The sequence below is a fragment of the Martinezella calliandrae genome (assembly GCF_030272695.1).
In the GTDB taxonomy this organism is placed as follows: Bacteria; Pseudomonadota; Alphaproteobacteria; order Rhizobiales; family Rhizobiaceae; genus Rhizobium; species Rhizobium calliandrae.
The window spans coordinates 22,729-39,613 of the sequence record NZ_JARFYN010000061.1 but is presented as its reverse complement, the minus strand read 5'-3'; the positions used below and the strand labels follow the sequence as shown (position 1 = coordinate 39,613).

13 protein-coding genes are annotated in these 16,885 nt (G+C 57.9%); 11 read left to right on the top strand and 2 right to left on the bottom strand.

Annotation, left to right across the window (positions count from 1 at the left end; genetic code table 11):
• Positions 1–425: 425 nt before the first annotated feature.
• The 6 genes from PY650_RS30465 (at position 426) to PY650_RS30440 (ending at position 6,464) form a co-directional block, all read left to right on the top strand.
• A complete protein-coding gene (locus PY650_RS30465) occupies positions 426–1,688 on the top strand; it encodes an ABC transporter substrate-binding protein (protein ID WP_285883549.1) in 1,263 nt (420 codons plus the stop codon).
• A gap of 175 nt (positions 1,689–1,863) precedes the next feature.
• Positions 1,864–2,787, top strand: coding sequence for a carbohydrate ABC transporter permease (locus tag PY650_RS30460; protein ID WP_285883548.1), 924 nt, complete (start codon positions 1,864–1,866; stop codon positions 2,785–2,787).
• A 54-nt stretch (positions 2,788–2,841) separates the two neighbouring features.
• On the top strand, positions 2,842–3,654 hold the full coding sequence (locus PY650_RS30455; protein ID WP_285883547.1) for a carbohydrate ABC transporter permease: 813 nt from the start codon (positions 2,842–2,844) through the stop codon (positions 3,652–3,654).
• Positions 3,655–3,659: 5 nt separating this feature from the next.
• Positions 3,660–4,721 carry an ABC transporter ATP-binding protein gene (locus PY650_RS30450; RefSeq protein WP_285883546.1) on the top strand — a complete coding sequence of 354 codons (1,062 nt, stop codon included), beginning with the start codon at positions 3,660–3,662 and terminating at the stop codon, positions 4,719–4,721.
• Positions 4,690–5,478, top strand: a complete 789-nt coding sequence (locus PY650_RS30445) for a formylglycine-generating enzyme family protein (RefSeq protein ID WP_285883545.1) — start codon at positions 4,690–4,692, stop codon at positions 5,476–5,478. The genes PY650_RS30450 and PY650_RS30445 overlap by 32 nt, the downstream gene beginning before the upstream one ends.
• Complete coding sequence (locus PY650_RS30440) at positions 5,457–6,464, top strand: ScyD/ScyE family protein (RefSeq protein ID WP_285883544.1); 1,008 nt, start codon at positions 5,457–5,459, stop codon at positions 6,462–6,464. The genes PY650_RS30445 and PY650_RS30440 overlap by 22 nt, the downstream gene beginning before the upstream one ends.
• A gap of 43 nt (positions 6,465–6,507) precedes the next feature.
• On the opposite strand, the gene PY650_RS30435 is transcribed toward PY650_RS30440, so the two are convergent.
• A complete protein-coding gene (locus PY650_RS30435) occupies positions 6,508–7,194 on the bottom strand; it encodes a YoaK family protein (RefSeq protein WP_285883543.1) in 687 nt (228 codons plus the stop codon).
• A 650-nt stretch (positions 7,195–7,844) separates the two neighbouring features.
• Between PY650_RS30435 and PY650_RS30430 the strand changes: the two genes are divergently transcribed.
• Complete coding sequence (locus tag PY650_RS30430) at positions 7,845–8,132, top strand: hypothetical protein (protein WP_285883542.1); 288 nt, start codon at positions 7,845–7,847, stop codon at positions 8,130–8,132.
• A gap of 468 nt (positions 8,133–8,600) precedes the next feature.
• On the top strand, positions 8,601–9,662 hold the full coding sequence (locus tag PY650_RS30425) for a porin (RefSeq protein ID WP_285883541.1): 1,062 nt from the start codon (positions 8,601–8,603) through the stop codon (positions 9,660–9,662).
• 142 nt (positions 9,663–9,804) lie between these two features.
• Here the strand turns inward: PY650_RS30425 and PY650_RS30420 are convergent, their stop codons facing one another.
• A complete protein-coding gene (locus PY650_RS30420) occupies positions 9,805–10,305 on the bottom strand; it encodes a YqhA family protein (RefSeq protein ID WP_285883539.1) in 501 nt (166 codons plus the stop codon).
• 484 nt (positions 10,306–10,789) lie between these two features.
• Here PY650_RS30420 and PY650_RS30415 point away from each other — a divergent pair, with 484 nt between their 5' ends.
• From PY650_RS30415 to PY650_RS30405, 3 genes are read left to right on the top strand one after another with little or no spacing between them, the layout of a single operon-like run.
• Positions 10,790–11,962, top strand: a complete 1,173-nt coding sequence (locus PY650_RS30415) for an efflux RND transporter periplasmic adaptor subunit (protein WP_432761601.1) — start codon at positions 10,790–10,792, stop codon at positions 11,960–11,962.
• Complete coding sequence (locus PY650_RS30410) at positions 11,959–15,114, top strand: efflux RND transporter permease subunit (RefSeq protein ID WP_285883538.1); 3,156 nt, start codon at positions 11,959–11,961, stop codon at positions 15,112–15,114. The genes PY650_RS30415 and PY650_RS30410 overlap by 4 nt, the downstream gene beginning before the upstream one ends.
• Positions 15,115–15,141: 27 nt before the next feature.
• Positions 15,142–16,884 (top strand): alpha/beta hydrolase, encoded by a 1,743-nt coding sequence (locus tag PY650_RS30405; RefSeq protein ID WP_285883537.1) that lies wholly within the window; start codon positions 15,142–15,144, stop codon positions 16,882–16,884.
• Position 16,885 lies beyond the last annotated feature (1 nt).

Below are 16,885 nucleotides of genomic sequence, written 5' to 3'. Positions count from 1 at the left end.
AAACGGGGCTTTGCAGAGGCTTGAGCCGTGTGCGGGGAAACTCGCACGCACGGTTCTTAGGGGGGAATGGTGCAGTAATGCACCGTTCCTACCCGACTTGGCATGCCGATCATTGAGCCGATGTGGAATTTTGCGTGGTCGAGCCACCTCCGGCATCCCGCCGGAACGACGCCTCACAGCGATGAGGAACAACCCTCGGCATGGGGAGAGTAGACCGCCACCTGTCGCCTGATAGGCCGCAGTGGGCTCTTTGAGCGCAGAAGCTTGGCATAGGCTGCCCAGGGATTATATTCAGGTAATTCTAATATACATCTCCGCATTAAACGCCTGATGTGTTAGAATATTTTTTTTAAAAAAACGCGATTTCATGGAGGAGGCGCGCGGCATTTTACTTGGCCGCGCGCCGATCGCGTGGGAGGTGCACAATGCTTCGCAACTTGTTTCTGACCTTGGCGATTGCGGCGTCCACATTTGCAATCAACGGAAATGCATGGGCCGACATCACGATGCTCGTACCCTCGGGCAGCGAGGGCGACGGTTTGAGGGCCGCAGCCGCCGACTACGGCAAATTGAAGGGCACCAAGGTCGAGATCGTCCAGGCCCCCTATGCCAATGTCTTCGAGAAGGCAGCCAATGCCGGCCAGACGAAATCGGGCGCGTTCGATATCGTGCTGATGGACGACCCATGGATCCCATTCTTTGCCGAGAATGGCCATCTCGAGGATCTCACCAGCTATTTCGCCAAGCTTGGGGTTCCAGGCCCCGACAATGATTTCCTGGCCAAGTCGCTGGCGGTTTGCCGCAACCCGTACAATAAGGGTCCGTTCGTCTGCATTCCCTATGTCGGCAATGCACAAATGTTCTTTTACGATAGCGCCAAGTTTGCTCAAGCAGGCCTCAAAGGCCAGCCCGCAACCTGGGACGATGTCTATAAGGCAGCCAAGGCAATCACCGATGCCGGCGCAGGACGATACTACGGTTATGTGTTCCGTGGCGGACAGGGCAATAACGTCGTAGCCGATTTCATGCCGATCCTGTGGTCATACGGCGCCAATCTCTTTAATGCCGACCGTACCAAGGTGACGCTCGACACCAAGGAAGCCAAGGACGCGATGACGATGTTCATGACGCTGAAGTCGATCTCGCCGAAGGGCGTCGAGAGCTTCGCACCCGAGGACGTCGGCCGCGCCATGACGTCGGGTATCGCCGCCTCGTCGATCAATTGGCCGAACTGGGTCGCCACCTTCGAGGATCCGAGCCAGAGCCAAGTTGTCGGCAAGATCTCCTATGCGCCGATGCCCGCAGGCACACATGCCGGCTCATCGGAAATCGGGCATTGGACCATGGGCATAATGTCGGCTTCGAAAAACAAGCAGGAAGCCTTCGACTTCATGATGTGGGCCACATCGCCCGAGCAGATGAAGATTTCCGCCAAGCGCGGCAATCCGCCGGTCCGCTTCTCGGTGTTTACGGATCCCGAATTGACGTCGCAGCCGCAATTTAGGCATTACCCGATATTGATGCAGGCGATCAACTTCTCGACGCCGCGGCCGCGCCATCCAAAGTGGCCTGAGATCGAGAACGCACTTGGCATCGAGCTCTCCAAGGCGGTTGCCGGCACGATCACACCGGACGAGGCCCTGAAGAACGCGCAGGAATCGATCTCTAAGATTACGAACATGTACTAACGCGGCATGCGTCCATTTGAACGCATGACAGCCGCTAGACCATGTCGATCGAGGGCATGAATTGTCCGTCGTTCCCGATCAGGGAACCATGAAGAAGAAAGTGGGCGGGGTGCAGAACCCCGCCTGCGAAGGGCGATGGCAATTGCGCCCGCAGAGGAGCGCGCAGGAGGGGCTGATGGTGAGGTCCGCAACTGACATGTTGGCCCTGCCACTTCGACCGGGCGGCGGCCTGGAACAATGGACAGAGCGTCACCTTAAGATCCTCATGCTCGCGCCCACTCTTGTGCTACTCGCCGGGCTGACGCTGTTTCCGACCATTTACATGTTCACCGCGGCAGTGCAGAGAATTAGCCCCGATCCCAGTGTCCCCCGCGAGTTCATCGGCCTCGGCAATTTCGTGCGGATGCTCAGCGATCCGGAACTTCACATCGCCATCAAGAACACGGTGGTCTTCACCTTCAGCGCGGTGACGCTGGAATTTCTCCTCGGCCTCGGCCTTGCGCTGCTCTTCGATAAGTTCATTCGCCAGCTGAATTTCCTCAAGACAATCCTGCTGGTCCCGATGATGATTCCACCGATTGCCGTCGCACTGACGTGGAAGCTTATCTATCAGCCGCAGTTCGGCGTCCTCAACGAGTTGATGTACCGCCTTGGATTGCCCGCCCAGGCATGGGCTGGCGATGTCAACCTCGCCATGGCGACGATCATCGCAGCCGATGTCTGGGAGTGGACGCCGTTCATTTTTCTTCTGATGTTGGCCGGGCTCGCAAGCCTGCCGACCGAACCCTACGAAGCCGCTCAAGTCGATGGCGCCTCGGCTTGGCGCCAGTTCTGGGACTTGACCATACCCTTTCTCAAGCCCGTGATCGCGATCGCCTTGCTCCTGCGGATCATGGATGCGCTGAGACTGTTCGATCTGGTGTTCATTCTGACCGTAGGGGGGCCAGCCGGAGCAACCGAGACGCTCAGCCTCTATATTTTCAAGGTCGCGTTCACATTCGTCGATATTGGCTATGCCGCGGCAGTTTCGCTGGTGGTGCTGTTCGTAACCGTCGGCTTCAGCACCTGGTTCATCAAGCGGTTGCGGCTGGCGGATTAAGAGGACCGGATGGCAAGGCGCCCATGGCATCGAACCGGTGAAGGGATAGTCCGGATGCTCGCCTATCTGGGGATGACATTCGCGCTCGCCATCACCATCTTTCCCGTCTACTGGCTCGCCCAGAATTCGTTCAAGCTCGACATCGACATCTTTGCCGTACCGCCGGTGTGGTTCGATTTTTCGCCGACCCTCAAGCACTATGAGGCGGCCTTCATTGGCCAGCCGTTCCTGATCTACGCGCTTAACAGTTTTGTCATCGCCGCGGCGACGACGATCGTTTCCTTAATATTCGGTACCATGGCCGGCTACGCCCTTGCCCGCTTCGAATATCCGGGCCGATGGCGCTACCAGATATCGTTTTGGATCCTGTCGACCCGCATGATGCCGCCGATCGCGACGATCATCCCCTTGTTTATCTTCTTCAACTTTTTTCACCTGCTGAACACCAAACTCGCCGTTGTCGTTGCCTATACCGCTTTTAACCTGCCCTTCGTCACCTGGATGATGAAGAGCTACTTCCAGGATCTCCCACCCGAGCTTGAGGAGTCCGCCATGGTCGATGGCGACACGCGCTGGGGCGCCTTTGTCCGGATCGCCCTGCCGCTGGCGCGGCCCGGCATAGCCGCAACGGCGATTTTCAGCCTGATCCTTTCCTGGAATGAATTCCTGCTCGCGCTGATCCTTACCCAGACGGAGCGCTCAATGACGCTGCCGGTTGGCATTTCCGGCCGCGTAACCCAGTACACGACTCATTGGGGCGAGATCAGCGCCGCCGGCTTCCTTGCCAGCGTCCCGATCATCATCTTTGCACTGATCGTCCAGAAGCACCTTGTGCGGGGACTGTCGCTCGGCGCGGTCAAAGGCTAAAATCCATGGCGTCCGTCACGTTCAGCAACGTTTACAAGAAGTTCGGCGAATTCGTCGCCGTGGCCAACTTCAACCTCGAAATCAAGGACAAGGAGTTTCTCGTTCTGCTCGGCCCGTCCGGCTGCGGCAAGACGACCACCATGCGCATGATCGCCGGTCTCGAGGAGGCGAGCTCGGGCGACATCTTTATCGATGCCGACCGCATCAACGGTGTTCTGCCGAAATATCGCGACGTCGCAATGGTCTTCCAGTCCTACGCCTTGTACCCACATCTGACCGTCGAGGATAACATCGGATATCCGCTGAAGATCCGCAAAGTGCCGCCCGAAGAACGCAAGCGACGCATCCTCGAGGTCGCCCGGCGCGTGGAACTCGAAACCATGCTGTCGCGGCTGCCGAAGGAACTTTCCGGTGGCCAGCGCCAACGCGTAGCACTTGCCCGAGCAATCGTGCGCATCCCGCGGGTCTTTTTGATGGACGAGCCGCTCTCCAATCTCGATGCCAAGCTCCGCACCCAGATGCGGACCGAACTGAAACACCTCCAGCACGAGCTGCAGGTCACGACCATATACGTTACCCATGACCAGATAGAGGCAATGACGCTTGCTCATCGTGTGGCCGTCATGAACAAGGGCGTCATCGAACAGCTTGGAACGCCCCGGGAAATCTATAGCGACCCCCGCACTCTCTTCGTTGCCGGATTTATCGGCTCGCCGCCGATGAACCTCATTCCGGGAGCAGTGAGCGACGGTCAATTCGTCAGTGACGGGCTGACCCTCAGGGGTATTGGGCGGGCGACCCACGCAAACACAGTCCTCGGCGTCCGTCCGGAAGACGTCCACGTGGCCGCAACCGAAGAAAGCGACGTCAATCTGGTTGCGCCGATCTATTCGGTGGAACTTACCGGCGAGAACACGCTTGTCAGCGTCCGGTTGGGAGGGCGGCTGATGACCCTGCGCGCCGACAAGAGTTTCGCCGGTCAAATCGATCAAGAAATTGCTATCAAGATTGCTAGGGATCGGGTGTTTTTGTTCGATGGAGAGACTGAGCTTCGCATCAATTTCTAGCCTGCTTGCGGTGGCGCTGGCAATCACCCTTTCGTCGCGCGCGGCAGCCAGCGATGCCGGCCCAATCGCCGGAAATCCGCTGATCGAGATTCCCGCCGGTCAATTCGTCTTCGGCAATGATGACGGCCCCGAAAACGAACGTCCACGGCGCGTGTTGGAAGGCCAAGCCTTCGCGATCAATCGCACCGAGGTCACCAACCAGCAATATCGGAGTTTCGTCAAATCCACCGGTCATCGACCGGCTTTCTACGCAGATCACCCGATCCTCGGATTGGACGATCATCCGGTCGTCGGGGTAAGCTGGTCAGACGCCGATGCCTTTTGCCGTTATTATGGCCTGGCTCTTCCTTCCGAGCAGCAATATGAGAGGGCAGCGCGGGGTACGAAGGGCAGCCGTTATCCATGGGGCGACGCTCCGGCGGACTATACGCGGGCAAACTCGGGGAGTGATACCTGCTGCTCTGCCGATGATCGCGACGGCTATCCCATGACCGCACCTGCCGACTCCTTCGTCACTGGTAAAAGTGCGGAGGGCGTCCTCAATCTTGTCGGCAATGTCTGGGAGTGGACTGGCGACCTCTTCGCCCCTTACGAAGGTGGGCCGCCGATGGCAAATGTCGGGTCTTACCGCGTCCTTCGCGGCGGCTCGTGGAATAGCGATCCAAAGCACCTTTCGACGACCTATCGTCTCGCCTATGATCCCGATTTTCGCTTCTCAGCCAATGGTGGTTTCCGATGCGTCCGTTCCGCGCCTTGACGATTGCCGCAGGTCTTCTTTTCCTTCCCGCCGGTGCCTGTGCGGAGCCGATAGCTTCGCCCGGCTATCGGCTCGAAACCTTCAACATGCCGGGCGCGGCCTTCGCCGGCCTATCAAGAGACGGCGGGGACTTGCTCTTCAGCGATCTTAGCAGCGGACGCCTCTATCGGCGTGGGCCCGATGGTAAGCCAGTTCCGTTCGGCCCGGTATTTCCCCATGGCCCCGACGTGATGGGCGATCCGACCGGGCCCTATCGTGTCGTGCGTTTAGGCGAGGCCTATGTCGTCGCTGAGGGCTGGAAACCCGTCGATGCCGACGACAATGCGTTCGACCACGCCCTCGTTGCAGTCGGTAGCGATGGTGAGGCCCACATCATCAGCAACGATTTCTGGAACCCATTCGATTTGGTCATCTCGGGCGGAAGCTACTACGTGATCGACTCGGCGCGAAACAGCGTGGAACGAGTACAGGCGGACGGCCGGAGAAACACGCTGGTGACATTCGGCCGCCTGGCAGCGGCCACCACCGCGATGCGCAGCCTTTCGCCTACCGAGTTTGCCGAAGGCGGCACCTATGATGTCGACGCCGTGCCGACCGGGATCGCCCTTCGCGACGGTCGCCTCTATGTCGCGTTGTTCGGCGGCTTTCCCTTTCTTGCCGGCGGCGGAAAGGTCGTTTCCCTTCAAGAGGCCGACGATGCGCCAAAGCCGCAGCCCGAGGTCGAAGGACTGAATGCACCCGTCGGTGTCGCCTTCGACAGTGACGGGGGCATGCTTGTCCTCGAGCACGGGACGTTCGACCAGAAGGAAGGCTTCCAGAAAGGTAGCGGCCGGTTGCTGAAACTCGACAAGGCGACGGGTGACCGGAAGATCATCCTCGATGGCCTGACCCGGCCAGTCTCCGTTCTCGTTTGGGACGAACGGCGCATCGTCGTTTCCGAGCTCGGCGGCAACCTCTATTTTCTGACCCACGAAGCTTTGCCCTGACCTCGGAACGCGCAAACCGACCTTTGATTTGCCAAGGCCTCGCTCATGCTTTTTCGTCGGTCTTCTTCTGTTCGCCTGACATCAACATGGTGATCAGCGCAATCACGGGCGGGATGACAAAACACCAATCTTTGACCAGCACATAAGCCAGTGCGGCTGCCCCGCAACCGAGCGCAAAAGCGATGACGTTGGCGGTCATTCGCGTGAGCCGAGAGGTGATGACACCAGCCGCATCCGGCGCTACGCCGCGCATAAGGTCGGCGAGATCGATCATGATCTGCGTCGTCGTGCCGGTCATCAACGTGGTCGGCGGAGTGCTCGCCATGTGAATCCGATGCACCGCGTTCTGGATCGCCATCGCCGAGACCAAGACCATGCCGGTGACAAGCGCCGGCCAGGCGTCGCCATTGGGAAAAGGGCCGAGACGGATTGCCAACACGGCCCCGGCAATCAGCAGCGAAAGCTTCAGGGCCAGCATCGTGCGGAGCGGCTGCAGTCCGATATTGTCCAGCCCATGCGCCATATACCTGGAGCCAATGACGACGAGACAGAACATCGGTAACGCCAACAACTTTGCCACGATGCCCGTGGTGCCCAGAGCGACGGTGGCCCCGAAGGTGACGAAATTGCCGGTCACATGCGCTGTGAACAGGCCTTGGAGCATCAGGAAGCCGGCGGTATCGACATAGCCTGCATTGAGGCTGAGCATTGCTGGAAGAGCTGGCTTCATCGTGTCACTCCTGTTGGCGGTCATCGCTGTGTGCTTGTTCTCCAATGTCGCTGATTCTTCAACGAGACGTATGAGCCGATCTCCATCGCTTTAATATTTATATGCGACCGACCCCATCACGACGTCGACGTCTCGTGTCAGCGCTAGGCCTCGATATGCTGAATGCCATGACGATCCCCGAAGTGCGCCCGTTCGCGACGGTCATTGGCCCAGTGCCATTCGCCCGTGTCTGTCTACGCAGGAGCACCTGATCGAGCGAATCAGCTTGCTGACCTGTCGGCGGTTGCGGGGCTTTCCGTTTATCATTCGCGCGCGCGTTCAAAAACACATCAGGCGCTTTCCTGCGTTCATATTTACCCAAAGGCGCATCGAGATGGCGGAGGAGATGTTGGGCAAATACCGATTTGCCGCGTTCCGATGTCGCGCTTGCTACCGGCTTCTTTGATCAAAGCCACCTTGCCCCCTTTCTTTCTGAAGTTTACTGGCTGACCTCGGCGCAATACCGCTGGTCGCAGCCATAGGTTTCGGGCAGAACGGAAGCCGCATTGAATTTGCGGCAAGACAATAGATGTAAGCTGGACGATTAGGCTTTATGCGTTGGATTAAAGCCGTCACCTCCCCAAAGGTTTGACAGGTATCAGGAGATCACGGTGAAGGGACGGATGTTGCTCATTGCGGGGCTGTCAGCACTCATCGCGACTTCGGCTTTGGCCGCTCGACTAACCCGTGATTCGACACTTGCCGATTGGGAGAGCAGCCGAAAAGAAGATCAGGTGGCTTTGGCAAAGGATATGCTTGCCAGAACGGCTGCCAGAGATCTGGGCAAAACAGCAGATCTTTTGACTTGCATTGAGAAAGTCGCCCGAGAACCGGCCCATGCGACCATACCCATTCGTAAAATCGCCTCGCCGTGCCTGGTTTTGATCGGCGCCGAGTGAACTCCTCCCATCCGTAACTCCGACGTCAGATGATTTGTCCCGCCAAGGCCGTTCGGCGCCTTGAGAAGGTCGCTGTTGCGCCGCTTTCCACCGCGCCTGGAGGATGAATGTCCGCGACAACTCGACAGGAAAATAATAATAACGTCTTATTATATGGTAATAACGCTTTATCATACGGATGCTATTGATAAGTATTATCAGTATAACTGACGTGTTCCAAATATTTCTAATACTTAATTCACGCATTTATATTCGACGTTGCTTATTATTGTGATGTATTTCTGCATCTATGACACATTTATGTCAGATGTTTTTATGGAATAACCTAAATATTGTGTTGGCTACAGTACTTCTCTGGCTATGTTGCCCGCGGAAGTTCGGTAGCTTCCAAAAAGGGAACAGCCAGATGAATGAACGCACCGGGTAGTCTTCGGGTCGTTCCGATCAGGCACACAGATTGGAGAAAAAATGAATATCAAGAGCCTTCTTCTCGGCTCCGCTGCTGCTCTGGCAGCAGTATCCGGTGCTCACGCCGCTGACGCTGTTGTCGCCGCTGAGCCGGAGCCGCTCGAATACGTCCGCATCTGCGACGCATATGGTGCAGGCTACTTCTTCATTCCGGGCACCGAAACCTGCCTCAAGATCGGCGGTAAGGTTCGTACGGAAGGCGAATGGTACGACGCCTACAACCCGAATGCCGTTCGTGGCACACTCTGGCATACTCGTGCCGAACTGCAGCTGCAGACGGCCAGCGACACCGAATGGGGTCCGCTGAAGACCAACACGGAACTCCGTTGGGATTGGCAGGAAGGCGGCCAGACGAACACGAACTTCCTTCACGGCAGCATCAGCCTCGGCGGCTTCACCGTCGGTAAGGAAGACTCGCAGTTCAACGTATTCACCGGTTACGCCGGCGACGTCATCAACGACGACGTGGTCTATGACGGCCCGTACGAACTCAACCAGATCACCTACAACTATGATGCCGGCAACGGCTTCACGGCTGTGATCTCGGTGGAAGATACCAACTCCGGTAAGGGCGCAACCGGCTCTAACGGCGAAGACAGCTCGAATCACTATGCTCCGGACGTCGTTGCCGGTGCTGGCTACAAGGCCGGTGCATGGTCCTTCAAGGTCGTCGGTGGTTATGACTCCATCGTCGAAGAAGGCGCTGTCAAGGCTCGCGTCGATGCTGACTTCGGCGTCTTCTCGGCCTTCTTGATGGGCGGCTGGAACACGGACGGCGACAAGCTGAACAAGTACGCTGGCGCGAACGGTGGCGGCGACGCTTCTGGTATCGGCTGGGGCGATTGGGCAGTTTGGGGCGGCGTTGACGTTCCGATCAACGACAAGCTGAAGTGGAACCTGCAGCTCGCCTACACCGACTCGAAGATCTTCTCGGCCACCACGAACGTCAAGTGGAAGCCGGTCAAGAACCTGCTCATCGAGCCGGAAGTTACCTACACCAACTGGGATTCGATCAGCGAAGATCAGTGGGCTGGCATTCTCCGCTTCGAGCGTAGCTTCTAATCTGATCTGAATTCGACCTCCGATCAGAGATGGGAGAAGGCCTGGTTTCCCTCCGGGCCTTTTTTCAGTTCTATCGCAAACATTACCGCAATCGCCAATTGCAAAGAGATAGGATCCCTGCCGTCTTGCGCGAACAAGGGGATTATTTGCCTGCAGACGGTGGCTCTGCCGGACGCACGTGCGGATGCGCGCCGGCGATCAGCTTCATCGCCGCGGCCAACAGCAGGACCGAAATGGGCAAGACCAGCGCGTTCCATTGCAGCATTTCATCCGTCTCAGCCACCAGCGTGGCAAAATGAACCACCAGATAGAGGATGATCATCTGGATAAAGAGATTTTTGAGCTCGGCGACGCTGTCGATGATCATCCACGCCGGCAGCGCCGCGCGCCGCTCCGGCGACGGCTCGATCAGAAAGCCGAGGGTAATGGCGCATCCGAAGATAACAAGCACAATCGCGAATAACAGCTTATCCGTCGCCCGCATGACCGCCGCGATCACGGCAAGGTCCGGATCGGTTCTGACAACGGCGTAGGCATGCCATAATGTGATAAGACCCTCCCAGAACATCAAACCGGCGGCGGCGATAACACCAATGGAGGCGAGCGCAATTATAAAGCGTAACTTCAGCAAGATGTTTATCATTGTCTCTCCGATCGAGCTGCAAGCGTCAATGAGGCGGGAGAAAGATCACGGGCTGCTTGTTACTTTCCTGACGAGGCGAAGGCCTAAATTCGTAAAGTCACATTCAAGCATTCGTAAAGCTACATTCAAGCATGGTCAGCCGTTAAACCGCAACACGCCGCAGCCATGAAATGCGGCCTGCGTGCCTGGGATGCATAAGACCGCGGCCACGGAAATCGAAGCCGTCGTCTCCAGCAATACCGGCAAGGACGACTTGATCGAAAAGCTCGCTTCCAACAAAGCTTAAGATCAAAAGACGACAATGCCCTCTGACGTGCAGGTTGGTTGCTATTTGGAAGGCAATAGCAGAATATCTACCCCTGGACGAAACCTTGGCTCGTTCTATCTCCGCGTTGACCCACGCTTTGCCAAATGCCGCTGATCTGATGACTGAATCCATACGCTCGAGTTGAGACACTATCTCGCTTCTGTTGGAGACTGTTCGATGAAAGTGCGACGTCGCGTTCCACAGGCTTATTTGGTTGCATTGCTCCTAGCTTTCATGTCTGCCCCGCAGGCAGCGGTCGCGCAAGCCGAACCGACCGTCGGCGTCATCAGCGTTCCGATCGAGGACGTTTCGCCCAAACACGAATTTGTCGGACGCGTGGAGGCGGTCAATGCCGTCGATATCCGCTCGCGGATCGAGGGCTTCCTGGACAAACGCCTCTTCGACGAAGGCCAGCTCGTCAAGAAGGATCAGGATCTCTTCCTGATCGACCGGCGCTCGCTCGAAATATCTCTGGCGGATGCCAAGGCAGCACTTGCCAGCGCTCAAGCAAGCCTGGCGGATGCGCAGCGCACGCTCGCACGCAACCAATCGTTAAGCGGCCAAACTGTCGCGCGCGCCACATTGGAGCAAAGCCAAACCGCTGTCGAAACGGGACAGGCAAACCTGTTGTCGGCGCAAACGCGGGTCAGCCAAGCCGAACTGAACCTCAGCTATACCCGGATCACCTCCCCGATCGATGGACGCATCGGAGCAGCTGAATTGTCGGATGGAAGCTTCATCAGCGGCAGTTCGCAGATACTGGCCCGGATCGTCGAATTGGATCCGATCCGCGTCGTATTCTCCCTCAGCGACCGCTCGATCCTCGATCTGCGGGCAGCTGCCGGCGATATCAGCAAGGAGGATCTCGCAAAGCGGTATGAGCCGACCCTGCGGCTGTCGAATGGTCAGGCCTATGCAGAGAAGGGAAAAGTCGAATTCTTTGGAAACGAAATCGATGTGGCAACCGGAACCCTCGCTATTCGAGCGCTGTTTCCCAATCCGCAATCCTTGCTCATTCCAGGCCAGTTCGTGACGGTCATCGTGTCGGAAACCGAAAAGAAGCTGCGCCCGATCGTGCCTATGGGCGCAGTTCAACAGGATCGCGACGGCAAATTCGCCCTTTTGGTCAACGACAAGAGCCAAGTCGAGCTCAGGCGAATAAAGGTTTCCGAAGAGGTCGGTGGAAATTGGGTGGTTGATGACGGGCTAAAAGGCGGCGAAAAACTCATCGTCGATGGCCTGCAGAACGTCTCCGAGGGCTTGACTGTCAAAGCCACGCAAGCATCGCCCACCGAAAACAGCGTGACTTCCATGACCCCAGCGGCCTCAAAACCCGGTTCAGTACAATGAATATTTCCGCGCTCTTCATTGCAAGACCACGCTTTGCCATGGTCATTGCGATCGTCATGATGATCGCGGGAGGCATCGCACTCCTTCTGATACCGGTCGCCCAATTTCCCCAGATCACGCCTCCAGAAGTCCAGGTGACGGCTAGCTATCCGGGCGCCAATGCCGCCGTCATGATGCAGAGCGTGGGAGCGCCGATAGAGGATCAGGTGAACGGCGTCGAAGACATGCTTTATATGTCGTCTTCGAGCACCAACAACGGCGGCTACAGTCTGACGGTGACGTTTGCGCCGGGGACGGATCCGGCCATCGCCCAGGTCAACGTACAAAATCGCGTCGCGATGGCGACGCCACGCCTTCCGACTGCCGTCACCCAAACCGGTGTGACGGTCCGCACCCGTTCGTCCAGCATGTTGCTCGGTTTTGCGATCTATTCGCCCAAGGGCACGAAGGACGACGTCTTCCTCAGCAATTATGCGATGATCAATATACGCGATGCGATCGCCCGCCTGCCCGGCGTCGGGGAAGCAAGCGTTTTTGGCCCAACCTATAGCATACGCATCTGGATGAACCCGGACCGCATGCAGGCCCTTGGGGTGACGGCCGCCGACCTGACCAGCGCCATCCAAGCCCAAAACGCCCAGGCATCCGCCGGCCAGTTAGGCTCGCCTCCATTGACATCGGGCCAGCAGCTGCAATTGACCGTTCAGGCAAGAGGACGGCTTACGAGCCCCGCAGAGTTCGGCGACATCATCATTCGCACCAACAAGAATGGCGCGATCGTGCGCCTGCGCGACGTTGCCCGGGTGGAACTCGGCGCCGAATCCTATGATACGGCGTCAACGCTGAACGGGCAGCCGAGCGCGACGGTCGTCGTCTATCAATCCGCTGACGCTAACGCGCTTGCGGTATCGAATGCTGTCCTTGGCGAGTTGAAAACATTGTCGGCGCAGTTTCCCGACGATGTCGCATCCACGGTCGTTTTCGACACGACCGCTTTCGTTCGACAGACGATTGAGGAGATTCTCGTTACGCTGGCGCTTACCTTCGTGCTTGTCGTGGTGGTCGTCTACATTTTCCTGCAAGACTGGCGCGCGACGGTCATCCCCACGCTGACGATACCGGTTTCCCTGGTGGGCGGCTTCGCCGTGCTTTACCTCATGGGATACTCGGCGAACACGATCACCATGTTCGCCATGATACTCGCCATCAGTCTGGTCGTGGACGACGCTATCATCGTGGTGGAGAACGTTCAGCGTGTTATGACCGAGGCTGGCGTCGACGTACGCGAGGCAACACTGCGTACGATGAGCCAGGTCACAGGTCCAATCGTCGCCACCACCCTGGTATTGGCCGCACTCTTCGTGCCGGTTGCCTTTCTGGCCGGCATCACCGGCACGCTCTATCGTCAGTTTGCGGTCACCATTCTAATCACGATCACCTTCTCGACGATCAATGCCCTGACGCTCAGTCCGGCACTTTGTGTTCTGATACTTCGGCCAGCAAGGGAGACCCGCGCTCGGATTTTTGACCGGGTCAATCGAGGACTCGACGCGTCAAGACGTTTCTACCTACGCCTGCTGGATCAATTTGCCCGGCGCATTGCCGTGAGTGCCACGGTCTTTATTTTGATCGTGTGCGGCATCTACGGCTTCTATCGTGTGCTCCCGGTGGGCTTTGTTCCAGCGGAGGACCTGGGCTATCTATTTGTCAACGTACAGTTGCCCGATTCGGCCTCGCTCGAGCGTACGCAGCAGACAATTGCGACCGTCACCTCCTTGCTTCAACGCACGCCCGGGGTGGCAAATACGATCGGAATCTCCGGATCGAGCATGATCGGCGCCAGCGGCTCCAATTCCGGCATGGTCATTTCGGCGCTCAAACCCTGGAACGAGCGCGGAGCCGATCAAAGCGTCTTTGCTCTCATGAGCCGGCTGCGCGCTCAGTTCGGCGCGATTTCGACTGCGTCCGTCGTGCCGTTCAACCCGCCGGCAATCCCCGGTCTCGGCACGACCGGCGGCTTTGATTTTCGTCTTCAAGCCCGCGCCGGGCAAAGCGAGGATGAGCTCGCCGAAGTGATGCGCGGCCTGATTGTCGCGGCAAACCGAAGCCCGAGCCTGACCAATGTGTTCAGCACGTTTTCGGCCAACGCGCCGCAGATCTACCTCGATATAGACAGAAGGCGCGCCGAACTCTTTGGCGTCTCGCCCGCAGCGATCTTCAGCACACTGCAAGCGCATCTCGGATCGTCCTATGTGGACGACTTCAACATTTTTTCGCGCGTATACCAGGTTCGCATTCAAGATGAACCGAATTTCCGAATGCGCACCGAGGATATTCAGCGGCTAAGAGTGCAAAGTCAATCCGGGGACCTCGTGCCGTTGCAGGGATTGCTTTCCATTTCAACTGTTTACGGCCCCAATTCCATCAATCGTTACAATCTCTTCCCGTCCGCGTCGATCAATGGGCAGGCTGCCCCCGGCACAAGCACCGGGGGCGCGCTTAGCGCCATGGAGGCGCTCGCAGCCGAAAAGCTTCCACCGGGTTTCGGATTTGAATGGACGGGTCTTGCCCTTCAGGAAAAACAGGCCGGCGGCCAGACGGTCACCATCCTGATCATGGGGATCGTTTTCACCTACCTGTTCCTCGTTGCCCAGTACGAAAGTTGGAGCGTGCCTGTGGCCGTGATGATGTCGGTGACGGTCGCTGTCTTGGGGGCGTTGGGAGCTCTCGTGATCGGCGGCATCGATCTCAACATCTACGCGCAGATCGGCCTGCTGTTGCTAATCGGGCTTGCCGCGAAAAACGCGATCCTCATCGTAGAGTTCGCCAAGGAGCGCCGGGAAGAAGGCCACGGCATCATGGAAGCGGCAATCGCAGGAACGTCGCAGCGCTTCAGGCCAGTACTCATGACCGCGATGGCATCCGTGCTTGGCGTGTTGCCATTGGTCCTTGCCACCGGTGCGGGCGCGGGCAGCCGGCGGGCGATTGGCGTGACCGTTCTTGGGGGACTGCTGATCGGCACCGTCGTCGGCCTGCTTTTCATCCCGTTATTGTATATAGTCGTCCAGACGGTCAGAGAGGGCGTCAAGCGCCGGTTTTTCGGTGTCGATAGCATCGCCTCAAAGAAAAAATCCACCGCGGCTCCGGATTAGAGGCGGGTTCGGGGATCTGGGGCGGGCATGAGCGGGAACACAGTCGCAACGCGAAAATCATGGTGGGCGGATATTGCTGCGGTGGGGCTCGGCCCGCTATCCTGGCTCGGCCTGCTGTTAGGCGCGCTTCTGTTCGCATCGGCGCTGACGCCGACGCTGGTGCCGCGCGATCTTTTGCCACAGGGCGTTCTGGCCGGGCTCTGTTTTTTTATCGGCTACGCTCTTGGGGTCTTCCTCACCTGGCTTTGGACAGATCTGGAGCCGCCGCAACCAAATAGGGCGCAAGCGCTGATGCGCTACCCGGCGGCGGCGATCAGTCTCGCTTTTGTCGTCATTTCCCTGTGGCGATCGACCAACTGGCAGAATTCCGTTCGGGCCGCCGTCGGCATGCCTGAAGTCGACAGCATGAACCCCTTCCTGATCGTGGGGGTTGCCGTCCTCACCTTTGTGTTGTTGCTGGCGCTCGGGCGTTTGGCAAAAGTACTGGCCACAATCCTCTATGGACTGATGCGACGACATATACCCCAACGCGTCGCAATGGTCTTGGCGATCTCGGTGACGGCCCTTCTTTTTTGGTCGATAGCAAACGGCGTCCTAGCTCGAACAGCCTTCGAGGTGCTCGATGCGTCATATCGCCAATATGATGCGCTGCTTGAACCTGAACGGCCCCAGCCTCTCGAAAACGGTAGGACCGGAAACCCGGGTTCACTTGTCGCCTGGAATGAGCTTGGCCGGGCCGGACGGGAATTCGTTTCGTCGGGTCCGCATGCGAGCGACATCAGTGCCGTTACCGGAAGACCGGCGCTTGAACCGATCCGCGTCTATGTCGGGCAGCAATCGGAAAGCACGCCTCAGGACCGAGCGCGGCTGGCGCTTAAGGAGCTGAAGCGTCAGGGAGGCTTTTCTCGTTCGCTTTTGATCGTGATCACTCCGACCGGCACCGGCTGGATCGACCCCGCCGCCATGGACCCCGTCGAATATCTTCATGATGGTGATATCGCAAGCGTCGCCGTCCAATATTCCTATCTCAGCAGTCCGCTTTCGCTACTTGCCCAGTCCGAATATGGCGCCGAGACGGCAAGAGCCTTGTTCTCGCAGATCTACGGCTACTGGACGACGTTACCGAAGGACAAGCGGCCGAGATTGTACCTTCACGGGCTGAGCCTGGGCGCAATGAACTCGCAGCAATCAGCCCGGCTTTTCGAAATGATGGACGATCCCATACAGGGCGCACTCTGGAGCGGTACGCCTTTTGTCAGCCCCACCTGGCGGACCGTCACCCAAGAGCGAAACGCCGGATCGCTCGCGCGGCTGCCGCAGTTTCGCGATGGCAGGATGATCCGTTTCATGAACCAGAACGGCTTTCCGCAACAGCAGACGTCGCGGCCCTGGGGGCCGATCAGGATCGTCTATCTGCAATATGCCAGCGATCCGATTGTCTTTTTCAACGTCAATGATTTCTATAAGGCGCCCGACTGGATGCGAGAGCCGCTCGCACCTGATGTGTCGCCGCAACTTAGATGGTATCCGATCATAACCGGCTTCCAGTTGATACTGGATATGCTCGTCGCCAACAAAACACCGATGGGGTTCGGTCATGTCTATGCCCCCCAACACTATATCGATGCCTGGGTTGCGGTGACGGATGTGAAGGGATGGTCCGAGGCTCAATTGGCTGCCCTCAAGAAGCGTTTCGAAACGCCGGAATTGGCTGGCTCAACATCGACGAAACAAACGCCGCAACAAAGTTATGAAGGACGAGGAGGCTAAG